This window comes from Allobosea sp. 05T422_2 (assembly GCF_056396265.1).
This window is the reverse complement of sequence record NZ_JBFTLD010000399.1, coordinates 1-4038: the sequence shown is the minus strand read 5'-3', so window position 1 is coordinate 4038 and position 4038 is coordinate 1. Positions and strand designations below refer to the sequence as shown.

The 4038-nt window shown below is 64.4% G+C and carries 4 protein-coding genes; 1 reads left to right on the top strand and 3 read right to left on the bottom strand.

Annotation, left to right across the window (positions count from 1 at the left end; translation table 11 throughout):
* Window positions 1-241, top strand: a 241-nt coding sequence (locus AC1DJT_RS34925; protein ID WP_476835883.1) for a chlorhexidine efflux transporter, incomplete at its 5' end; no start/stop codon positions are given.
* 221 nt (window positions 242-462) lie between these two features.
* On the opposite strand, the gene AC1DJT_RS34920 is transcribed toward AC1DJT_RS34925, so the two are convergent.
* From AC1DJT_RS34920 to AC1DJT_RS34910, 3 genes are all read right to left on the bottom strand, one after another.
* Window positions 463-1287: a MipA/OmpV family protein gene (locus AC1DJT_RS34920; RefSeq protein WP_441504487.1), complete on the bottom strand. Its 825-nt coding sequence runs from the start codon at window positions 1285-1287 to the stop codon at window positions 463-465.
* Between the two features lie 78 nt (window positions 1288-1365).
* Window positions 1366-2745, bottom strand: coding sequence for a sigma-54-dependent transcriptional regulator (locus AC1DJT_RS34915; protein ID WP_441488106.1), 1380 nt, complete (start codon window positions 2743-2745; stop codon window positions 1366-1368).
* The coding region (locus AC1DJT_RS34910; protein WP_476835882.1) for a sensor histidine kinase at window positions 2742-4038 on the bottom strand (1297 nt) is incomplete at its 5' end. The genes AC1DJT_RS34915 and AC1DJT_RS34910, both read right to left, overlap by 4 nt.

The window sequence follows — 4038 nt, the reverse complement described above, 5'->3', positions numbered from 1 at the left end:
GCGTATGGTCGGCCATACCCATAAGGGTATCGGCACGCGCATCCTCCATGTCGCGTTGTTCGAGGGCGGACTTCTGATGATCCTGCTGCCCCCGATCGCCTGGTATCTCGGCATTACCCTGATGCAGGCCTTTGTGATGGATATCGCGATCGTCGTCTTCTACGTCGTCTACGCCTTCAGCTTCAACCTGGCCTATGATCGGGTCTTCCCGATCCCGGCGAGCCCGGCCTATGCCATGTGACGCTGAGACTGTCGTCGCGGCGTCAGCTCATCATGGCGGCCGCGCGCTGGACCGCGGGCCTCATCTCCAGCCGGAGACGAAGCCCGCCCGATGACGAGTGCGAGGACCCGTATCGCTGATAAATCCGCTGCTGCGGGCGAGCCGGATCGGGGTGCCGTTCAGGCTGCTTCCGGCCCGGCTCGAACAGCCCCTTCACTTGGCTCTGTGCCTGAGGGTTGGCGCTAACCGCCAATCTTGAAGGAATAGGTCGTGCTCAATCCGAACGAGAACTGGTCGCGCGCGCCAATGGTGCGGACGATCGGCGAGCGCGCGGCATCCTGGAGCAGGCGGTCATAGCGGGCATAGGCCGTGGTCTTCCAGACGTCCGACCATGCATATTCGAGTGCCGCCGCGAGGCCCGCCGATTTGACGCCTCCCGACGGGCTGTAGGCGGCGAGGATGCCGTTAGCCTGCGATTCCTCCGGCGTCACACCGAAATTCCTGCGCATGTACGCCTGGTTGCCGAAGGACAGGCGCGGACCACCCGAGAGCGTGAAGCGGCCGATCGGTTGAACCCAGTCGACGAAGATATCGGCGACGATGCCATGATGGCCGTGGAAGCCCTGCCGTACCTCGATACGAGTCCGTAGCCGGTCCTCGATCGGCCAGAACTCGGCGAAGGCGCCAGCCTCGATCGTCCAGGGCACGTCTCGCATGCCGAACAGTTTTCGATCCGAGCCGGAATAGCGACCCGACTTCAGGTCGCCGACGACGCCCATGCTGAAGCGGCTCGTCTCATACAGGGCGAAGTCCAGCCCCTCGTCGGGTGCGCTGAACCCTTCCGGCTCGCCAACCCGCCGCCAGCTCAGCGACGGCGTGCCCGACGGTCCGTAGGCCTTTGCGCCGTCATATTTGGGACCGATCTGACCCGAGCCGCCGAGCGTCACGATCCAGCCGGAGGCCGGAGTGGGGTTCAGCAGCGCCGGAGCCGGATCGGCCGCGACAGCAACCTGGGATCCAGCGACCAGGCACAGACCGGCGACGGCAAGCTTAGGGTAGGCGGGCACAATCGTCGCTCCTGCAGGACACCCAATCGCTTGCCATATCTGAACTCTGTCGCAAACCGGTAAAGATCGAACCCAGCGTCACTCGACGATTTTTCTGCCGAGTTTCACGTCCAGTTTCTTAATGCGGTGCCACAGGCTGCGCTCGGCAATGCCGAGGAGCCGCGCGGCCTGGACCTGGACGCCGTCCGTACGCCGCAGCGCCTCGATGATGAAGCCGCGCTCGAGCCGCTCGAGTTCGGCATCGAGATCGTTCGGGAGGCGATCGCGCTCGGCGCGCCGCGCGCCACCTTCAAACAAGTCGCGAGGCAGATCCGGGACGTCGATGGTCGGGGACTTCGCGACGATCACGGCGCGCTCGACGCAATTATGCAGCTCACGGATATTACCGGGCCAGTCATGGCCGTCCATCGCCGAGAGAGCGGCCGGGGTAAAGCCGGTCACGCGCTTGCCCATCGCCTCGGCCAGCGTCGCGAGGAAATGGGCGGCGAGGATCGGGATGTCCTCGCGCCGCTCACGCAGGGCAGGCAACTGGATCGGGAAGACGTTGAGCCGATAGAACAGGTCCTCCCGGAACTCGCCGGACGCAACCGCCTGGCGCATGTCCCTATGGGTTGCCGCGATCAGCCGGACATCCACCGTCTGGCTGCGGGTGCCGCCGACAGGTTCGAAGCTGCGCTCCTGAACCGCACGCAACAGCTTCGCCTGAACGGCGATCGGCATATCGCCGATCTCGTCGAGGAAGAGCGTTCCGCCATCGGCGGCGGCGAAGCGGCCGACGCGGTTGGCCAGCGCTCCGGTAAAGGCACCTTTCACATGACCGAAGAGCTCGCTTTCGAGCAATGTCTCGGGGATGGCAGCGCAATTGATCGCGACAAAGGGCTTGTTCCGGCGCGGACTGTTGAAATGGATCGCGCGTGCGACGACCTCCTTGCCGGTGCCGCTTTCTCCGTTGAGCATAACCGTGGCGCGCGTCTCACAGACCTCGGTGACCTGCTCGATCACCCTTCTGAAGGGCGGGCTTGTTCCGATCAGATTTTCGAAGCTGTAACGGCCCTCGAGTTCGCCCCGCAGCCGCTCATTGTCGCGCACCACCTCGGCCAGCCGCAAGGCGCGGCGAATGACGGCTGCGACATCCTCCATCTCGAACGGCTTGGCGATGTAGTCGAAGGCGCCCTCCTTCACGAGTTCGACAGCATCGCGAACCGTGGCAAAGGCGGTGATGACCACGACCGGAACATCCGGCCAGCGCTTGCGCACCTCCTGTAGCAGGGCGCGCCCATCCATCCCGGGCAGGCGCAGATCAGTCAACACGAGGTCGAACCGTTCCTGCTCCAGACTGGAAAGCGCCTCGCGGGCGTTTTCGACGGCGGTCGCGCGATAGCCGAGATCATCCAGCGCAGCCGCCAGAACATCGGCCAGTCGGGTTTCGTCATCGACGACCAGGATGCTGTGGGTCATCCGGGTGCTCCACGCTCCAGCAAAGGCAATGTAATTGTGAACGAGGCGCCCTGCCCCGGCGGGCTCGCATAATGGGCGCGGCCACCATGCGCAGCAGCGACGGATTGCACCTTCGCGAGGCCAAGCCCCGTGCCCTTCGTCTTGGTGGTGAAGAAGGGATTGAAGATCTCGCCCCTGATCTCGTCCGCCACGCCATCCCCCTGATCGCTGATTGTCAGCGAAATCTCTCCATCGGCCGATGTGAGCTCCGCCGTGATCATTCCGCCGGCGGGCATCGCATCGATCGCGTTCAGGACGAGATTCAGGCCCGCCTGATGGAGCTGGTCCGGGTCGCCCGAGATCAGCCCACCCCCGCTATGATCCCTGATGTCGAGGACGACGTCATGACGGTCAAGCTCCGGCATGGCGATCGAGGCCACCCGATCGATCACCGCGCGGAATGGAAAGACCGTCTTGCTCGGCGCCTTGGGCTGAGCGAAGTCGAGAAAGTCCCGCACCAGCGTCTCGATGCGGCGTACCTCCTCGATCACATAACCAAGCATGCGGTCCTCGGCGGCCCCGAGCTTGGCGCGATTGCGCACCACCTCGGTCGAGGTCTTGATGATACCGAGCGGGTTGYGGACTTCATGGGCAATCACCATCGCCGCTTGCCCAAGGGCCGAGAGCCTGTCGCGACGCCGGAGCTCGGTCTCCAGAGCATGCAGCTTGCCGAGCTGCTCCGCCATACCGTTGAAGCCTGCGGCGAGCTGCGCAATCTCGCGCCCGCCGGTTTCAGGAACCCGTTGCTTGAAATCGCCGGCTGCAATCGCCCGGACGCCGCGCGTCAACGCACGCAGCGGCTTGACCAGGATACCCGACATCGCAGCGCCGACGATGATCGAGATGAGGCTACCTAGCAGGAAGATGCCGATGAAGAGCTGGGATGGTCCAAGCTGCTCGAAGAAGTCGGCACCGCTCGGCAGCCCGATGAATGCGACAGCCGCCAGCTTGCCATCGATACCGCGGAAGGCGGTGTAGACCGCACGATAGGCGCCGCCATCGGCCTCGCGGTCGAAGATCGTATCCTCGCCCTTCGCCAGGCGCTCACGGATCGCATCGGGTACCGTGCGCGTATCGTCCGGATGGGTCAGCATGACGGCTTCGAGGCCCGCGCTGGTCTCGGCGAAGAGCCGGACATCCAGCGAGGTCACCACCTTGATGCTGCCGAGATAAGAATCATCGAGCCAGGTGCCGACAAGAACGTAAGCCGGCTTGTCATTGACCTGGACGCTCTGCACGGCGCCGGCCATGAGG

Excerpts from the sequence above, each read along its gene's own strand:
- AC1DJT_RS34915 (WP_441488106.1), bottom strand. The coding sequence starts at position 2,745 with ATGACCCACAGCATCCTGGTCGTCGATGACGAAACCCGACTGGCCGAT.